The organism is Streptomyces sp. NPDC048191 (assembly GCF_040652655.1).
Taxonomy (GTDB): domain Bacteria; phylum Actinomycetota; class Actinomycetes; order Streptomycetales; family Streptomycetaceae; genus Streptomyces.
This window is the reverse complement of the sequence record NZ_JBEZMO010000002.1, coordinates 243,691-260,085: the sequence shown is the minus strand read 5'-3', so window position 1 is coordinate 260,085 and position 16,395 is coordinate 243,691. Positions and strand designations below refer to the sequence as shown.

Annotated in this window: 15 protein-coding genes; 10 read left to right on the top strand and 5 right to left on the bottom strand. The window is 72.6% G+C overall.

Translation table 11 applies throughout. The features are described from left to right. Positions 1 to 659: 659 nt before the first annotated feature. Positions 660 to 1,583, bottom strand: coding sequence for a DUF4184 family protein (locus tag AB0D93_RS04205; protein ID WP_362112622.1), 924 nt, complete (start codon positions 1,581 to 1,583; stop codon positions 660 to 662). A 326-nt stretch (positions 1,584 to 1,909) separates the two neighbouring features. Here AB0D93_RS04205 and AB0D93_RS04200 point away from each other — a divergent pair, with 326 nt between their 5' ends. The 3 genes from AB0D93_RS04200 to AB0D93_RS04190 all read left to right on the top strand — a co-directional run bounded on the left by AB0D93_RS04200 (position 1,910) and on the right by AB0D93_RS04190 (position 4,963). Continuing rightward, positions 1,910 to 3,652, top strand: a complete 1,743-nt coding sequence (locus tag AB0D93_RS04200; protein ID WP_362112619.1) for a lytic transglycosylase domain-containing protein — start codon at positions 1,910 to 1,912, stop codon at positions 3,650 to 3,652. A gap of 155 nt (positions 3,653 to 3,807) precedes the next feature. Continuing rightward, positions 3,808 to 3,942, top strand: coding sequence for an SPW_0924 family protein (locus AB0D93_RS04195; protein ID WP_362112616.1), 135 nt, complete (start codon positions 3,808 to 3,810; stop codon positions 3,940 to 3,942). A gap of 28 nt (positions 3,943 to 3,970) precedes the next feature. Next, complete coding sequence (locus AB0D93_RS04190; protein ID WP_362112613.1) at positions 3,971 to 4,963, top strand: DUF3068 domain-containing protein; 993 nt, start codon at positions 3,971 to 3,973, stop codon at positions 4,961 to 4,963. On the opposite strand, the gene hrpB is transcribed toward AB0D93_RS04190, so the two are convergent. Together hrpB and AB0D93_RS04180 are read right to left on the bottom strand one after the other, a co-directional pair. Further along, entirely contained in the window at positions 4,953 to 7,478 is a 2,526-nt protein-coding gene (hrpB, locus tag AB0D93_RS04185; protein ID WP_362112610.1) for an ATP-dependent helicase HrpB, read from the bottom strand. The two genes, AB0D93_RS04190 and hrpB, sit on opposite strands and share 11 nt — an antisense overlap. A gap of 34 nt (positions 7,479 to 7,512) precedes the next feature. Further along, positions 7,513 to 8,511: a class I SAM-dependent methyltransferase gene (locus AB0D93_RS04180; RefSeq protein WP_362112607.1), complete on the bottom strand. Its 999-nt coding sequence runs from the start codon at positions 8,509 to 8,511 to the stop codon at positions 7,513 to 7,515. 227 nt (positions 8,512 to 8,738) lie between these two features. Between AB0D93_RS04180 and rpsA the strand changes: the two genes are divergently transcribed. The 4 genes from rpsA to AB0D93_RS04160 all read left to right on the top strand — a co-directional run bounded on the left by rpsA (position 8,739) and on the right by AB0D93_RS04160 (position 12,693). Then, on the top strand, positions 8,739 to 10,229 hold the full coding sequence (gene rpsA / locus AB0D93_RS04175; protein WP_023551529.1) for a 30S ribosomal protein S1: 1,491 nt from the start codon (positions 8,739 to 8,741) through the stop codon (positions 10,227 to 10,229). 437 nt (positions 10,230 to 10,666) lie between these two features. Next, a complete protein-coding gene (locus AB0D93_RS04170) occupies positions 10,667 to 11,605 on the top strand; it encodes a PAC2 family protein (protein ID WP_362112603.1) in 939 nt (312 codons plus the stop codon). Between the two features lie 45 nt (positions 11,606 to 11,650). Continuing rightward, positions 11,651 to 12,262 carry a dephospho-CoA kinase gene (gene coaE, locus AB0D93_RS04165; protein ID WP_362112600.1) on the top strand — a complete coding sequence of 204 codons (612 nt, stop codon included), beginning with the start codon at positions 11,651 to 11,653 and terminating at the stop codon, positions 12,260 to 12,262. Between the two features lie 50 nt (positions 12,263 to 12,312). Beyond that, positions 12,313 to 12,693, top strand: a complete 381-nt coding sequence (locus tag AB0D93_RS04160) for a tetratricopeptide repeat protein (RefSeq protein WP_362112597.1) — start codon at positions 12,313 to 12,315, stop codon at positions 12,691 to 12,693. A 58-nt stretch (positions 12,694 to 12,751) separates the two neighbouring features. Here AB0D93_RS04160 and AB0D93_RS04155 read toward each other — a convergent pair whose 3' ends face one another. Next, on the bottom strand, positions 12,752 to 13,051 hold the full coding sequence (locus AB0D93_RS04155; protein WP_362112594.1) for a DUF6343 family protein: 300 nt from the start codon (positions 13,049 to 13,051) through the stop codon (positions 12,752 to 12,754). Between the two features lie 86 nt (positions 13,052 to 13,137). Here AB0D93_RS04155 and AB0D93_RS04150 point away from each other — a divergent pair, with 86 nt between their 5' ends. The 3 genes from AB0D93_RS04150 to AB0D93_RS04140 all read left to right on the top strand — a co-directional run bounded on the left by AB0D93_RS04150 (position 13,138) and on the right by AB0D93_RS04140 (position 15,405). Then, positions 13,138 to 14,106: an acyltransferase domain-containing protein gene (locus AB0D93_RS04150; RefSeq protein WP_362112591.1), complete on the top strand. Its 969-nt coding sequence runs from the start codon at positions 13,138 to 13,140 to the stop codon at positions 14,104 to 14,106. A gap of 61 nt (positions 14,107 to 14,167) precedes the next feature. Beyond that, complete coding sequence (locus AB0D93_RS04145; RefSeq protein WP_362112588.1) at positions 14,168 to 14,851, top strand: class I SAM-dependent methyltransferase; 684 nt, start codon at positions 14,168 to 14,170, stop codon at positions 14,849 to 14,851. Positions 14,852 to 14,955: 104 nt separating this feature from the next. After that, positions 14,956 to 15,405: a DoxX family protein gene (locus tag AB0D93_RS04140; RefSeq protein WP_362112585.1), complete on the top strand. Its 450-nt coding sequence runs from the start codon at positions 14,956 to 14,958 to the stop codon at positions 15,403 to 15,405. Between the two features lie 87 nt (positions 15,406 to 15,492). Here AB0D93_RS04140 and AB0D93_RS04135 read toward each other — a convergent pair whose 3' ends face one another. Continuing rightward, positions 15,493 to 16,344: an RNA-binding S4 domain-containing protein gene (locus AB0D93_RS04135; RefSeq protein WP_362112582.1), complete on the bottom strand. Its 852-nt coding sequence runs from the start codon at positions 16,342 to 16,344 to the stop codon at positions 15,493 to 15,495. Between the last annotated feature and the right edge of the window lie 51 nt (positions 16,345 to 16,395).

The following is a 16,395-nucleotide window of genomic DNA, read 5'->3' as shown; positions in this document are numbered from 1 at the left end:
CCGCGCTCATGCCGCAATGGTGCCCAGCCTTCGCAGCGCGGACCGGTGGTGCCCAGCCCTCGCGGCGCGGACCGGTGGTGCCGTACCCACCGCACCACCGCACTCGGGGACCACCAGGGCACTCCGCCCCCCGCCTCACGATCCGACCGTAACCGCGCTCACCCCACGGCACACCTGGCGGTGCCGCCGCCCGGTACCCGACGCTCACCCGACACCCCGCACCGCGCCCCCGACGCCCAGCTCAGCAAGTCGGCCGAACCTCGGAGGGACCCGTCACTCACGTGGCCCCCGACAAAACGCCCCCGCCCCCCACAGCCGCAAAACTGCGGGCATGGGTATACGCATGCTTCACCGCCGGACGCCCGAGGCAGACACCCGGGCCTGGGCGGACACCGCTTCGGCGCAGGCCATGCCCGCCTCGCCGGTCCCGGCCCTCGCGGCCGACGCAAGCACCGCCCGCATCCCCGTCGACCTGGTCGCGACCGTCCGCAGGGCCGCCGCGGGCCTCCGGCACAGACTCACCGGCCTGAGCGGCCACGTGGCCCCCGCGCCGGACTGGCGCCAGTGGGCCGACCTCGCCCGCGGCTATCTCGCCCTCGCGCTCACCGCGATACCGAGATCACGCCCCCGGCACACCCTCACGGTCTTCGTCGCGTCCCTCACCGATCGACCGGCCGCCCCCGGCCTCTGCCGACCACCCCACCGGGATCACCGGGATCACCGGGATCACCGGGATCACCGGGATCAGCAGGGCGCTGTGGATCCTGTGGACCGGACGGAGCCCGGTCCGGACGCCGCATCCTGACCCCGGCGGCGTACAGCACGAGCCCCGGGACGAGTCCGGCGCCCACCCCGAAGCACAGGGAGGGCACCAGATCCCACACCCGCTCCGGCGCACCCGCCGGCGCCCACGGCCTCGCCGCCCGCTGCACCGCCCCGGCCATCGCACAACCGCCGACCAGCGCGCCGGCCCACCACCGGTCCCGTACGGACAGCACGGGCACCCCCGCCGGCTGCCCGGCCGGCGTACGCCGGAGCGCACGCGTGGTGAACACCGCGATCACGACCGCGCCGGCCACGGACGAGCCGTACTGCAGCCACGAGAACAGCGGCATGCCGGCCGCCCGGTCCCGCCGGATGGCCGGAATCAGCCGCGTCCCCCACCGCCCCTGATGCGTGAACGCGTCCCACACCACATGCGTCAGCGCGCCCAGCACCGCGGAGACGTACCACCACACCACCGCGACGGCGTGTGCACGCGCGCGTGGCACACCGGGGCCCAGCAGCCGGGCCGGCCGTGCCTGCCAGGCCCGCGGCAGCAGCGCGAGCAGGGGTTCACGGACGAGCAGCCACAGCCCCACCAGCGCCCAGGAGATGAGCGCGTCGACCGTGAGGACCCCGGCGAACGAGTGCGTGACCGCGCCGAATTGCATGCCGCCTGGCAGGACACTTGCCGCGTAGAAGGGCATGTCGGGCGCGAAGGACCCCGCGACGAGCACCGCCGGCAGCAGGGGGCCGCGTCCGCTCCCGTCCCGGCGGACCGCGGGCAGCACGGCCGCCGCATGGCTGAGCGTGAACGGCAACAGGGCCCCCTGGAACGGTCGTCGGCCGCGACACCGAGCCGGTGATCGGGTCCGTCCAGTATGGGAGACCGCCGACGCGGGCCGACCGGGGGACATGGGTGACAACGAGAGTTGGCCAACGGGTGAAAACCGGGCGTGAACGGGTCCCGACACAAAGCAAGTTGTCGTAGGGTCGCCTGGGTCGCCGCGCGGGCGCGCGGTCGAACGCAGATCGCACGGACGGAAGGACGCCACAGGGGCAACCGGAGCACCGGGTCAACCGTCACACCAGAGCGAGGCAGACGGACGGAGACGGACGCGTGACGTCCACGGGAGGGGTTCACTCGATGGCGGCGCATTTCGGAAGGCGGCTGCGCAAGGGAGCGGCGACCACCGCCGTGGCCGCGGCGGCGGTCGCGGCCCTGTCGGCGTCCCAGGCTCCGGGAGTGGTCGGCGAGGACCACGGCAGACAGTCCGCGGCCGGCGCCTCCGCCCCCGCGCCCGACGCGAACTCCGACGGCAACGCCACCGGCAACTCGCCGTACTACACGGACCTGCCGCCCCTCAACAGCCCCGACCCCAGCCCCTCGCCGAGCGCCACCGGCACTCCCGTCGCCCAGGGTGACGCGGAGGCAGGCATCCCGGCGACGGTTCTCGACGCCTACAAGAAGGCCGAGGCCGAACTCCGTTCCGCCAAGCCCGGCTGCAATCTGCCCTGGCAACTGCTCGCCGCCATCGGCAAGGTCGAGTCGGGCCAGGCCCGCGGCGGCCGGGTCGACGCGGACGGCACCACCATCGGCCGCATCCTGGGCCCGGCCCTCGACGGCAACGGCTTCGCGCTCATCAAGGACAGCGACCACGGCGAGTACGACGGCAACACGGAGTACGACCAGGCCGTCGGCCCCATGCAGTTCATCCCGTCGACCTGGGCCTGGGCCGGCCGCGACGGCAACGACGACGGCAAGAAGGACCCGAACAACGTCTACGACGCCGCCCTGGCCGCCGGCCACTACCTGTGCCGCAACGACTGGGACCTCGCGCGCGAGGGCGACCTGCACAGCGCGATCCTCAGCTACAACAACTCGCAGGACTACCTGAACACCGTCCTGTCGTGGCTGGAGTACTACCGCAAGGGCACCCACTCCGTGCCCGACGGCACCGGCAGCGAGCCCACCCACCGCAGCGACCACGGCACCGGGCACACCCGGTCGTCGGCACCCTCGGACCCGCCGAGGACCAAGCCGGACCCGAAGCCCGATCCGAAGCCGGACCCGAGGCCCGGCAAGCCCGGTGGCGGCAGCGGGAACCCCAGCCCGACCCCGCCGAAGCCGCCCGCCCCGCCGACGACCCCGCCGACCCCCACCGACACGGTCGACCACCTGGAGGACGCGGACACCGCCGAGCTCACCACCATGGCCGGCCACGCCTTCGGCGAGCGGATCGGCACCCGCGCCGAGACCAAGGCCGGCAAGTCCGTCGCGAAGGTCAGAGTCCGGTTCACCATCTCCGGGGACACCGACGCGACCTTCGCCGGTGGCGAGACCGTGGCCACGGTCGCCACCGACGCCAAGGGTGTGGCCCTCGCACCGGCGCTCCAGGCGGGCGAGAAGACCGGTGACTTCAAGGTGCTCGCCACCGTCGTGGGCCGCTCGGTCAAGGCTCTCGGATATTCGGCCACCGTCACCGCGCGCGCCGCCGACACCCTGACCCGCACCAGCGACACCCCGCCGACCTGCACGCCGGGCGGCGAGTTCGCCGACCAGGTCCAGGTGAAGGCGACGTACAAGGGCGCCGTCGCGGACAAGGTCGCGGCCACCGCGACCCTGATCAAGTCCGGCACCGACGCCACCGAGAACGACAAGGGCCCCTACTTCAAGGACGCCGACGGCAAGACCGTACGCACTCTCACCGGCCTCCAGACGGACGCCAAGGGCCTGCTGACCCTGCCGAAGCTGTACGCGGACGACACCACCGGCACCTTCCTGCTCCGCATCACCACCACCGGCGGCGCGACGCTCACCGTCGAGCTGAAGGTCGCCGCCGCCGACTCCTCGGCCAGTCCGTCCCCGAGCCCGTCCGCCTCCTCCTGAGATCACCCGAGGGCGCCCTCTCCGCACCGGCGGGGAGGGCGCCCTCGTTCGTGCGTGCACCGCTGTTCTCATCTCACCCGCCCGTTGCTACGGTGCCGGACCTGACGAACCATCAGGAACGTGTCGGGAGACGAGACGTCCGCCGGGAGGCCCGTATGCGCGCCCTGATCGCCGCCGCGACCGGTCTCGCCCTCGCGCTCGCCCTGGTCCTGGCGATGACCGCCATGGGGTCGCCGACGGGCCGGACGTCCCCCGAGCCGCTGCTGACGACGGTGCCCTCGCACCCGTAGCCGAGCCCGTCCGGGAAGGAGGCCTGCAATGCGCCGCAAGGCAAGCCTGGTCCTGCTCGCCTGCGCCGTCTTCTGCGCGGCGCTGTCCCCGCTCATGCGCTGGTACGCCTTCCCACGACTGGCCCGGATCCCCGCGAACCAGTACCAGGACATGGTCCTCGAGGCGAAGGGCGCCACCCTCCTCGACTACGGCACCATGCGCGCGAGGAAGGTCTCCAAGGTCACCATCGTGCAGACCCTCAAGGGCGACGTGGAGGCCGCGAAGAGGATGGAGAAAACGGCGGGCCGGCCGGTCGTGGTCTGGGACGGCCTCTCCTACGTCCAGGGCCCCGACGGCAAGATGGTCTCCAAGGTCCCCGAGCGCTACATCTTCGACGCCCACAGCCAGGACCCCGTGCACGCCACCGGCGAGATGGTCGACGGCGACCCGGTCACCCGGACGGGCATCGAGTTCAAGTGGCCCTTCCTGACGCAGAAACGCGACTACGAGTACTTCGACGCGCAGACCCGCACCACCAGCCCCATCCGCTACCAGGGCACCCGGACCTTCCGCGGCCTGAAGGTCTACTACTTCGAACAGACCATCCCCTGGACCAAGGTCTCCATGCCGAAGACCATGCCGGTCCAGGGCATCACGCCGGAATCGGTCGCCAGGACGGGCACCACCCGCTGGTACAGCACGGTCCGCAGGTTCTGGGTCGAACCGGTCACCGGCGCGCCCGTCTACGGCGAGGAACTCCACAAGGAGGAGCTGCGCGGCGGCACCCTGCTCGGCGGCCGGGACAGGGTCACGGCGTTCGCCGGGGACGTGAAGATGCGCGAGGACTACGTCGAGCACACCGTCGCCCTGGTCAAGCACAACCGCGCCCTGGTCCTGCTGCTCACCTCGTACGTCCCCCGGGGCGCCCTGACCGCCGGCCTGCTGCTCCTCGCCCTCGCCCTCTACCTGGAGGCCCGCGCCCGCCGCCCCGGGGACCCCGCGCCCACCGAGACGCCGGAGCCGGAACCGGTCACCGCCTGAGCCGCGCGTTGGTGTGCCTGGTGGGCTCCGCGCCCGCCGGGTCCTCGGGCCACGGATGCTTCGGATACCGTCCGCGCAGCTCCGCCCGTACGCCCTGGTAACCGTCCCTCCAGAACGAGGCGAGGTCGGCGGTGACGGCGGCGGGCCGCCCGGCGGGGGAGAGCAGGTGCACGAGCAAGGGCACCCCCGCCACCACCGGCGTCTCCGTCAGTCCGAACATCTCCTGAAGCTTCACCGCGAGCACGGGCCGCTCCGGATCCCGGTAGTCGATCCGGATTCTGGACCCGCTCGGTACGGCGATCCGCTCCGGCGCCAGCTCGTCCAGCCGGCCGGCCTCCCCGCCCGCCCAGGGCAGCAGCCGGGCGAGCGCCTGCCCGGCGTCGATCCGGCCGAGAGCGGCCCGCCGCCGTGCCCTGCTCAGCTCCGGCTCCAGCCATTCGTCCACCCGCGCGTACAGCGCGTCCTCGGACACGTCCGGCCACGGCTCACCGAGATGCGCCCGCAGGAACGCCAGCCGCTGCCGCAGCGTCTCCCCCTCCGGCGTCCACCGCAGCAGCCCGAGCCCCTCCTGCCGCAGCCCTTCGAGCAGGGCGGCGCGTACGAGCGCCGGGTCGGCGTCCTTCAGCGGCCGCGCGGCCAGTTCGACGGCCCCGAGCCGTTCGACATGCCGGGCCAGCACGTCTCCGTCGGCCCAGTGGACCTCGTCCCGCTCGGCGAGCAGAGCGCCGGCGGCGGCGCGTGCCACGCCCTCCTCCACGGCGGCTCCGAGCAGCACGCGCGCGTGTCCCTTGCCGACGGGCCGATCGGCCACGGCGACGACGATCCAGGGCGCACCCCGCAACGCGGAGCCTTCCGCGAGCTCGCCCCGGGTGCCGGACGCCATGAGGTACGACCCGCCGTCGAGCCTGGCCACCCGCTCGGGAAACGCGAGCCCGGCCACGAGCCCGGCGAGCCGGTCGTCACTGGTGCCCGGCCCGGCCCCAAGGGCATGTCCGGTCCGGCGGTCACCGGCGGACGGGTGGGAGAAGTCCTGTGAGACGGCCCGCAGCCGCCGCACCTCCGCGGCCCACCGCGCCGAGTAGGCGTCACCCCCTCGCCGCGCACGGCGCAACGCACCGGCGAGATCGTCCCCGTAGTCCCGCGGCACCTCCTCGGAGAGCAGGGCGACGACCTCGGCCCCGTCACCCGACGTGTCCAGCAACGCCCGCCCCAGCCGGGGGTGCACCCCCAGCCGGGCCAGCCGCACCCCCACCGGCGTGGCCCGGCCGACGGGGTCCACCGCGCCCACGGCCGTCAGCGCGGAGCGCGCCGCCGCCATCGCCCCACCCGGCGGCGGATCGAGCAACGCCAGCCCGGAGGCGTCCGGATCGCCCCAGCAAGCCGCCTGAAGGGCGAACGCGGTCAGGTCGGCCACCTTGATCTCCGGCGCCGGAAACGCCGGCAGACGCCCGTCCTCGGCCTCCGACCAGCACCGGTACACCGCCCCCGGCGCCTCTCGCCCGGCCCGGCCCGCCCGCTGCCTCCCGGCCGCCCGGGACGCCCGTACCGTCGTCAGACCGCTCAGCCCGCGCGCGTGGTCCACCCGCGGCTCCCGCGCGAGCCCCGAGTCCACCACCACCCGGACCCCGGGCACCGTCAGCGACGACTCCGCCACCGAGGTCGCCAGCACCACCCGGCGCCGCGCCGCGGGCGCCAGCACCGCGTCCTGCACGGCGGCAGGCGCCCGCCCGTGCACCTGGAGCACGTCGACGTCCGCCACGTCGCCCAGCCGGCCCGCCACGCGCGCGATCTCGCCCACGCCCGGCAGGAAGCACAGCACGTCCCCGTCCCGCTCGGCCAGCGCCCGCCGCACCACCGACGCGACGTGCGCCAGCAGCGCCGGATCGACGCGCATCCCGTGCGGCGGGCGTACGGGGCGCGCCGGAGGTGCCCACACCACCGCCACCGGGTGCGCGACACCCTCCGCCTCGACGACCGGCGCCCCGCCCAGCAGGCGGGCCCAGCCGTCGGCGTCCGTCGTCGCCGACGCGGCCACCAGCCGCAGCTCCGGCCGCAGCGTCTGCCGTACGTCCCACAGGAAGGCGGCCGCCGTGTCGGCGTCCAGATGCCGCTCGTGACACTCGTCCAGGACGACGACGTCGACGCCCGGCAGCTCCTGGTCCCGCTGCAGCCGCTGCAGCAGCACACCGGTCGTCACGACCTCCACGCGCGTGTGCCGCCCCACGCTCCGCTCGCCGCGCACGGTGAAGCCCACGCTCTCGCCGGGCCTCTCCCCGAGCAGCCACGCCATCCGCCGGGCCGCCGCCCGTGCCGCGATCCGGCGCGGCTCGGCCACCACGACACGCCGCGCGGGACCACCCCCGACCAGCCCCGCCAGCACGAGCGGCACCAGCGTCGTCTTGCCGGTGCCGGGCGGCGCCACGAGCACGGCGCTGCCGGCGGCTTCCAAGGCCTCCGACAGGGCGGGCAGGGCGGAACGCACGGGCAGCGCGTCCAGAGCGTCGTAACGGATCACGCCCCCCAGTGTCGTACGACGGCGAAAGGGTTCCTCACGCGCGCGTACGCGCAGAGCCTCGGTCCCGCTCGCACACGAAGATCGCCGTCCCCGGGATCAGGTTGCCCCGCAGCGGGGACCAGCCGCCCCACTCCGAGGTGTTCCAGGACGGCCACTCCGGCTCCACCAGGTCCACCAGCCGGAAGCCGGCCGCCACGACGTCCCGCACACGGTCCCCGAGCGTCCTGTGGTGCTCGACGTAGACCGCGCGGCCCTCCTCGTCCTGTTCCACGTACGGCGTGCGGTCGAAGTAGGACGCGGACACCGACAGGCCCTCGGGGCCCGGCTCGTCCGGGAACGCCCAGCGGATCGGATGCGTCACCGAGAAGACGAACCGGCCGCCCGGCCGCAGCACCCGGTGCACCTCGCGCAGCACCAGCCGCGGGTCGGCGACGAACGGCAGCGCCCCGTAGGCGGAGCAGGCCAGGTCGAAGGAGCCGTCCGCGAAGGGCAGCGCTCCGGCGTCCGCGCAGACGAGGGGAAACGATCCACCGATGCGCAGGGCGTGCTGGAGCTGCCGGTGCGAGAGGTCCAGGGCCACCGGGCGGGCGCCCTGGGCGGCCAGCCAGCGCGCGCACTGCGCCGCGCCCGCGCCGATCTCCAGGACGTCCTTGCCCTTCAGCTCCTCCGGCGGGCCGAGCAGCTCGGCCTCCACCTCGTCCAGGCCTTCCGGACCCCACACGAAGCGGTCGTCGCCGAGGAACGTGCCGTGGTCGACCTGGTACTCGTCGGCGTTGCGGTCCCACCAGCCCCGGTTGGCCCGCGTGCTCTCCGCGACGCCGGCGTCACGCCTGGTGGCCTCCGGCTCGTACTCCGCGGTTCCTTCGGGCTGGTGCGTTTCCGGCTCTTGGATGATCGGCTCCCTCGTCGTACTCTTCCGTCCAACCCGCCGGGCGCGTGTCGCGGAAGGGGTCCCGAAGGCCTGCGTGGCCTCGTGGGACGTTTCTTGTGCCGGGTATGCGGCGATCCGCCCCGGGTGTGCGCCTTCGCGCATTGACCATGTCCGGCTGCCCCCGTATGCTACAAGTTGCGCTGCGGGCCTGCGCACCTCAGACGGAGCAGGCTGCGCTCGCATCTGTTGTATGTCCCCTCGGTTGTCGAGGCGCCATCACCGGTACTGGTGGGGCGCTTCCTTGGCTGTCCGGCTTCTGCAGAGCGAAACGGGCTCCCGGCGTAAGCAGTGCCTACGACTTCAATGTCCGTACCGGAGCCCTTTCCCACATGACGAGCAGCACCGAGACCACCGCCACCACCCCGCAGGTAGCGGTCAACGACATCGGTAACGAGGAAGCATTCCTCGCAGCGATCGACGAGACGATCAAGTACTTCAACGACGGCGACATCGTCGACGGCGTCATCGTGAAGGTCGACCGGGACGAGGTCCTGCTCGACATCGGTTACAAGACCGAAGGTGTCATCCCGAGCCGCGAGCTCTCGATCAAGCACGACGTCGACCCGAACGAGGTCGTGGCCGTCGGCGACGAGATCGAGGCCCTGGTCCTCCAGAAGGAGGACAAGGAAGGCCGCCTGATCCTCTCGAAGAAGCGCGCCCAGTACGAGCGTGCCTGGGGCACCATCGAGAAGATCAAGGAAGAGGACGGCATCGTCACCGGTACCGTCATCGAGGTCGTCAAGGGTGGCCTCATCCTCGACATCGGCCTCCGTGGCTTCCTCCCGGCCTCCCTGGTCGAGATGCGCCGCGTCCGCGACCTGCAGCCGTACGTCGGCAAGGAGCTCGAGGCCAAGATCATCGAGCTGGACAAGAACCGCAACAACGTGGTCCTGTCCCGCCGCGCCTGGCTCGAGCAGACCCAGTCCGAGGTCCGCCAGACGTTCCTCACGACCCTCCAGAAGGGTCAGGTCCGTTCCGGTGTCGTCTCCTCGATCGTCAACTTCGGTGCCTTCGTGGACCTGGGTGGCGTCGACGGTCTGGTCCACGTCTCCGAGCTGTCCTGGAAGCACATCGACCACCCGTCCGAGGTCGTCGAGGTCGGCCAGGAGGTCACCGTCGAGGTCCTCGACGTCGACATGGACCGCGAGCGTGTCTCCCTGTCGCTGAAGGCGACCCAGGAAGACCCGTGGCAGCAGTTCGCCCGCACCCACCAGATCGGCCAGGTCGTGCCCGGCAAGGTCACGAAGCTGGTGCCGTTCGGTGCGTTCGTCCGCGTGGACGAGGGCATCGAGGGTCTGGTCCACATCTCCGAGCTGGCCGAGCGTCACGTGGAGATCCCGGAGCAGGTCGTCCAGGTCAACGACGAGATCTTCGTCAAGGTCATCGACATCGACCTCGAGCGTCGTCGCATCAGCCTCTCGCTGAAGCAGGCCAACGAGTCCTTCGGTGCCGACCCGGCCTCGGTCGAGTTCGACCCGACCCTGTACGGCATGGCCGCGTCCTACGACGACCAGGGCAACTACATCTACCCCGAGGGCTTCGACCCGGAGACCAACGACTGGCTGCCGGGCTACGAGAAGCAGCGCGAGGAGTGGGAGCGCCAGTACGCCGAGGCGCAGGCCCGCTTCGAGCAGCACCAGCAGCAGGTCATCAAGTCCCGCGAGGCCGACGCCGCTGCCGCGGCCGAGGGTGGCGAGGCTGCGGCTCCGGCCGCGACCGGCGGTTCGTACTCCTCCGAGGGCGCGGACACCTCCGGCGCGCTGGCCTCGGACGAGGCGCTGGCCGCGCTGCGCGAGAAGCTGGCCGGCGGCCAGAGCTGAAGCGCTGCGGCTGAGGCTTAGCCGATAGCTGGTCCTGAGGGGCCGTACCTTTCGAGGTACGGCCCCTCAGGCGTTTCGGTGCGCCCCCAGTGGGCCGTGGTCCTGCAGCTCGCGCTGCCACGTCTCACCCCTTTGGCGGCGCCGGGCACGATGCCCTTCCGGCCACCGGGCAGGGTCAGCCCGCTGACCGTCCCGTGGCGGGCGCCGCGCGGACGAAGCCCGTGGTCGCCGCCGTCGGTGAGGACGGCCTTCCAGGATCGCTGATCTTGTACTTGAACGTGAGCCGCCCCCGTGAACGACGTCGTCCGGTGACGGCACGGACCAGCTGACGACGCGTCATGGTCGCCGGTGCGAGAGCACTGATCAGTGGCCGGTTGCGGGAATGCCCGCGTTCCAGGGCGCGTTGTCCATGGCGAACACGAGGAGGAGCGGTCACAGTGCTTGATCCGCAGGGTTTGTACGCATGGGAGCCGAAGGGCCTCGCCGTCGTCGACATGGCGCTCGCCCAGGAGTCGGCCGGCCTTGTCATGCTCTACCACTTCGACGGATACATCGACGCGGGTGAGACCGGCGACCAGATCGTCGACCGGCTGCTCGACTCACTGCCCCACCAGCTCGTCGCCCGTTTCGACCACGACCGGCTCGTGGACTACCGGGCCCGGCGGCCCCTGCTGACCTTCAAGCGGGACCGCTGGACCGACTACGAGGTCCCGGCCATCGAGGTCCGCCTCGTCCAGGACACCACCGGTGCCCCCTTCCTGCTGCTGTCCGGACCCGAGCCGGACGTGGAGTGGGAGCGGTTCGCGGCGGCCGTACAGCAGATCGTCGAACGGCTCGGCGTACGCCTGTCCGTGAACTTCCACGGCATCCCCATGGGCGTCCCGCACACCCGCCCCGTGGGGCTCACCCCGCACGGCAACCGCACCGACCTGGTCCCGGGCCACCGCAGCCCCTTCGAGGAGGCCCAGGTACCCGGCAGCGCCGAGTCGCTGGTGGAGTACCGCCTGACGGAGGCCGGGCACGACGTCCTGGGCGTCGCCGCGCACGTCCCGCACTACATCGCCCGCTCCGCCTACCCGGACGCCGCCCTGACCGTGCTGGAGGCCATCACCGCCGCCACCGGACTGGTCCTGCCGGGCATCGCGCACGCGCTGCGCACGGAGGCGTACCGCACACAGACGGAGATCGACCGCCAGATCCAGGAGGGCGACGAGGAGCTCACCGCCCTCGTCCAGGGCCTGGAGCACCAGTACGACGCCGCCGCGGGCGCCGAGACCCGGGGCAACATGCTCGCCGAGCCCGTGGACATCCCGTCGGCCGACGAGATCGGCCGCGAGTTCGAGCGGTTCCTGGCGGAGCGGGAGGGCGACAACTGACCTCCGCCGGTCCCGCTGTCAGTGGCAGGGCCTAAGCTTCGCCTCATGCTGAAGGTGGGCCTGACCGGCGGGATCGGCGCCGGCAAGAGCGAGGTGTCACGGCTGCTGGTGGAGCACGGAGCCGTGCTGATCGACGCGGACCGCATCGCGCGCGAGGTCGTGGCGCCCGGCACTGACGGTCTCGCCGCCGTGGTCGAGGCCTTCGGCGAGGACGTCCTCACCGCGGACGGCAGCCTGGACCGGCCCCGGCTCGGCTCGATCGTCTTCGCCGACCCGGAGAAGCTCGCCGTCCTGAACTCGATCGTGCACCCCCTGGTCGGCGCCCGCTCCCGGGAGCTGGAGGAGGCCGCGGCCTCCGACTCCGTCGTGATCCACGACGTGCCGCTCCTCACCGAGAACGGCCTGGCGCCGTTCTACGACCTCGTGGTCGTCGTGGACGCGAGCCCCGAGACCCAGCTCGACCGGCTGGTCCGGCTGCGCGGAATGACCGAGGACGACGCACGCGCGCGCATGGCCGCCCAGGCCACGCGCGAGCAGCGCAGACGGATCGCGGACATCGTGATCGACAACGACGTGCCGCTGGACGCGCTGCACAAACGCGTCGCCGAGGTGTGGGAGGACCTCGTACGGCGGGCGCGCGAGGGATCCGCGGAATAGCGGCCCCCTCCGCGGGCGTTGAAACCGTGGAGTGAGGGAAGGACTCTGCCGTGCCCGAGACCAGCGGTTCCACCGGACGTACTCCGGAGACGCATGTCATCGACTTCCGTGCAGCCGAGCAGCTGCTCAACTCACGGGACCCCCGGGGCGCGGTCAAGCTGCTCGACCCGGTCATCGCCGCCCACCCGGAGAACACCGCGGCCCGGCTGCTCCGCGCGCGTGCCTTCTTCGCCGCGGCGCAACTCAGGCCCGCCGAACTGGAGTTCACGATCGTGCTGGAGCGCGAGCCGGACAACGCGTTCGCGCACTTCGCGCTGGCCCGCACCTACGAACGCCAGGGCCGCTCCGACCAGGCCAAACGCCATTTCCGCCTGGCGGCCGCACTGGACCCGAACCCGCAGTACCTGAAGGCGGCCCGCTTCGACGACTGACCGCCGCGCCCACGTGCGGCGTCGCGCCGCACCGATCCGGGCTCGGTGCCCCGGGCGGTCACGGATGCCGGTGCCTCGGTGGCCCGGTGAACGGCGGCCCCTGCTCCGGCGGCCGGTACGGCGGTACGTCACGGCCCGGCTGGTAGTGCGGGCCCTGCCGGATGTGCCTGAGGATCATGGTCATGTCGGCGACGACCACCAGCCACAGCACCCCGCAGGCCGCCGCCCAGCCGGGGCGCCCGACCAGCGCGAACGCCGCCGTACCGAAGACGGCCCAGACCAGTCCCCACAGGCACAGCCAGAACCGCGCCCGCAGAGCACTGCGCGCGGTCACCGGTTCACTGCCCGTACGCCGCATCGGACCACCACTCCTGCCTGCAACGTACTCTTCGGGGACGACTTTCATCAACGGCACTCCACCGTTGTTCGTCGAAGGGGGAAGTCTTGCTGCCGAACGCCGACGACCTGCCCGAACTGCTCCTCGACCTGGCCGTGCCGCACGAGGACGTCAACGAAGTGGTGGCCGGACGGCGTCGCCTCACCGACGACCCGGGAGCGCTCAGACTCCTGGAGGAGTGCGTCGAGGAGCTGTTCCGTCACCCGGAGGCGACCGGCCACCCAGCCGACCTCGCCGAACTCTTCCAGGCGGTGCCGGCCGAGCTGAACGGCATCTTCGCCGTGTACGTCTTCCTCGCCGCGCTGCCGCGGACCCTCGCCCGGCACCGGGAACGCGGCATCCCGCCCGAGATCTCCAGGCGCACCCTGGCCGACCTGGGCCGGCACATGGCGGTGCACCGCAGACGGCACGGCACGACCGGAGTGAACGCGCGGCGCTGGCTCGTCCGCCACTTCCGCGGTGAGCTGTACCAGCTGGGCCGGCTCCAGTTCGAGCGGGCACGGCTCGGACAGCGCACGCCGCCCGTGCTCGCGGCGGCCGGACTGGACGCCGTCCCCGGCACGCCCTGCCTGAACCTGCACATACCCGACTTCCACGGCCCGCTGACCCCGGCCGCCTGTGACCGTTCCCTGGACCTGGCCCGTGAGTTCTTCGCCCGGCACTTCCCCGAGGAACGACCGGTGGCCGCGCTGTGCCACTCCTGGCTGCTCGACCCGCAGTTGAAGCGGTACCTGCCGGCCGACTCCAACATCGTCCGCTTCCAGGAACGCTTCCGCACCGCCCGCGAGGACACCGAGCCCTCCGACACCGAACCCGTCCAGTTCGTCTTCGGCGACCCCGACCTGCCGGTCGCGGAGCTGCCCCGCCGCACCTCCGTGGAGCGGGCCGTCGGCGACCATCTCCGGGCGGGCGGCCACTGGTACATCGGCCACGGATGGTTCCCCTTCCCGACCGGGCCGACTCCTCACGACCAGCGTCCGTTGACGCCGGGGCAGCGAAGTAGCTCGAACGAGTGAACCGAGGCCGAACGGGAACGGGCGTACGGACACGGGCCGTTGTTCGGGCATGACGGTCGACATGCGTGAGGGTCACGAGGGCACGGGACCGGGTGCGATCACCCCGGACGGCTGCGCGGTCGAGCTGTACGAGCGCCTGCCGGTGGGCGACGAGCCGGACATCATCGCCGCGGCGGTACCGGCCGGGGCACACATCCTGGAGCTGGGCAGCGGTGTGGGCCGGATGACCCACCCCCTGCTCGAGCGCGGCTTCACGGTCACGGCGGTGGACGAGTCCGCCGACATGCTGAGCCGGGTCCACGGGGCGCGCACGATATGCAGCACCATCGAGGGCCTGGACCTGGGCGCCGAGAGGTTCGACGTGGTGATGCTCGCGTCGTTCCTCGTGCACAGCAGCGACCCCGAGGTCCGCCGGGGCATGCTGCGCACCTGTGCCCGGCATGTGGCGGAGGGCGGCTGCGTACTCGTCCAGCGGGAGGGCGAGGACTACCACACGAACGTGCCGAGGGAGCGGATCGACCCGAGCGGCTTCACCGTACGGATCGCCTCGGTGGAACCCGTCGGGGACGGGGTGAACTCGGTCCGCGCGGAGTACGTGTTCCCGGACGCGGTCTGGACCCAGACATTCCTGGCCCGGCCCCTGACGAAGGAGCAGTTCGAGTCGGCACTGGCGGAAGCCGGACTGGAGGTGGACGCGTATCTGACACAGGACGGGACATGGGTGCGGGCAGTGGCGAAGGCATAGCGGACTCGCGGTCGCATCGGGCGGTCGCGGAGCGATGAGTTCACGGCCCCTTCCGGGTCTACCTCGGTGAAAGCAACCGGCACCGCTTCCACCAGGAGACCCTCATGTCCGAGACCACCGCTCCCGTCACCACCACCGCTTCCGTCGCCTCCGCCGGCGCCCTCGGCGGCCGCAAGCGCGCGGCCCGGGTCGCACTGCGGACCGTGCAGGTGCTCCTCGCGCTGTTCTACGGCATCGCGAGCGCGTTGCCCAAGCTCATCGCGCACCCCTCCGCCGTCGAGTCCTTCGACAAGATCGGCTGGGGCAGCGGGGCCATGTACACCATCGGCGCGCTCGAACTCGCCGGAGCCGTGGCACTGTTGGTCCCTGTGCTGCAGTCCGTGGCGGCGATGGCGCTCAGCGCGCTCATGGTGGGCGCGTTCATCGTCCAGCTCACGGCCTTCGACGGCCAGAACGCGGCGACGCCGCTGATCCTGATGGTGCCGCTCGCCCTGATCGCCTGGGCCCGACGCGGACACAACGGTGAGCTGCTGCGGCTGGTGCGGCGGCGGTGACCCCGCTGCGCCGCACCGACGCCGCCGGCCGGGCGCGGGGGCCCGGCCGGCGGTGCCGGTGTGTGCCTGTGGGGTGGGCGCCTCGGATCACCGTCCGCGGCGACGCCCACCCGCCCCGTCGGCCCCCGGCGATCTGCCGCGCCCACTGGTCCCGCCGCGCGCACCGGATCCAGCGCGGCCATCGGTCCCGCCGCGCGTACCCGATCCAGCGCGGCCACGGGATCCAGTGCGGCCACCGGGCCCGGGGCGCTCGCTCGACCCGGCGCCCTCGCTCGATCCGTCGTGCCCGCCCGACCCGGGTCCACCCGGCCCGTCGGCTTCCCCGGACCCGCCGGGTCCGGGGAAGCCGACGGGGCCTCCGGCGCCGCCGAGGGCACCGAAGCCACCCAGGGCGCCCGGGCCCCCGAGGCCGCGGAGGCGTTCCAGCTCGCGGCGGTCCCGCTTGGTGGGGCGTCCGGTGCCCCGGTCCCGGAGGCCGACGGGAGCGACGGCCTCGCGGGGCGGAGGCGGAGGCGAATTGTCGACGTAGCACTGGGTGGCGACGGCGGCACCGACCCGCTTGCGGATCAGCCGCTTGACGATCACGATCCGTTCCCGGCCCTCGTGACGCAGGCGCACCTCGTCGCCGACGCGCACGGAGTAGGCGGGCTTCACCCGCTCGCCGTTCACACGGACGTGGCCGCCGCGGCAGGCGGTGGCGCCCAGGGAACGCGTCTTGACCAGGCGGACGGCCCAGATCCAGCTGTCGATCCGGACCGTCTCTCCGTTGGCCGGGCCCGCGGCCTCGGCGGCGGCCACGGCGGCGGCGACCTTCGGATCGACGGGCTGGTCGGCGGACGTATCGGAGCCCTGGGTTCCCCGGGTGTCCTGGCCGGGGCCGGTCCCGACCGGTCCGCCGGTGCCAGGGTTCACGTTCTCGTCCGCGTGCTCGGAAGCCATGCCCCGACCCTAACTCCCTCGGCCGGGCGAGCCGGAGGCGTTTTCCCAGGC